Source organism: Vibrio sp. S234-5, assembly GCF_000960595.1.
In the GTDB taxonomy this organism is placed as follows: Bacteria; Pseudomonadota; Gammaproteobacteria; order Enterobacterales; family Vibrionaceae; genus Vibrio.
Genome location: NZ_JZAM01000356.1, coordinates 1 through 271, shown reverse-complemented (window position 1 = coordinate 271; position 271 = coordinate 1). Strand labels below are relative to the sequence as shown.

Sequence of the window (271 nt, the reverse complement as noted above, 5' to 3'; positions counted from 1 at the left end):
TACCATCGACGCTGTTTCGTTTCACTTCTGAGTTCGGGATGGAGTCAGGTGGGTCCAAAACGCTATGGTCGCCAAGCAAATTCTTTCTCTCTATTTCTAGAGAATAATTCGGAAAGCTGTTTAAGTTCTTTTTAACACATTCAATTCGTTCTTGCTTTGAGTCCACCAAAACCCTTTGGGTGTTGTATGGTTAAGCCTCACGGGCAATTAGTACAGGTTAGCTCAACGCCTCACAGCGCTTACACACCCTGCCTATCAACGTTCTAGTCTC

2 rRNA genes are annotated in these 271 nt (G+C 44.6%); both read right to left on the bottom strand.

Annotated elements, in window-relative coordinates:
• Positions 1-76, bottom strand: a 5S ribosomal RNA gene (gene rrf, locus UF06_RS19010); the annotation flags it as partial.
• Between the two features lie 110 nt (positions 77-186).
• Positions 187-271, bottom strand: a 23S ribosomal RNA gene (locus UF06_RS19005); the annotation flags it as partial.